This window comes from Streptococcus sp. CCH5-D3 (assembly GCF_001556435.1).
In the GTDB taxonomy this organism is placed as follows: Bacteria; Bacillota; Bacilli; order Lactobacillales; family Streptococcaceae; genus Streptococcus.
The window spans coordinates 1-231 of record NZ_LSIW01000163.1 but is presented as its reverse complement, the minus strand read 5'-3'; the positions used below and the strand labels follow the sequence as shown (position 1 = coordinate 231).

General features: G+C 51.5%; 1 protein-coding gene. It reads left to right on the top strand.

The annotated features are described in order from the left end of the window. Window positions 1-231, top strand: a 231-nt coding sequence (locus tag AX662_RS10865) for a hypothetical protein (protein WP_197414719.1), incomplete at both ends; no start/stop codon positions are given.

Sequence of the window (231 nt, the reverse complement as noted above, 5' to 3'; positions counted from 1 at the left end):
GTACCCAAGAAGTTGGTCACGAGGGTGAAGCATGGGTCCAACCAGCTAATCCAGAGTACACAGGTTCAATCAGTAGCGATACTACAAGTGCTAATGGAACGCAGGAAGTTGGTCACGAGGGTGAAGCATGGGTCCAACCGGCAAATCCAGATTACACTGGACCGATCAGTGCTAACGGTACCCAAGAAGTTGGTCACGAGGGTGAAGCATGGGTCCAACCAGCTAATCCAG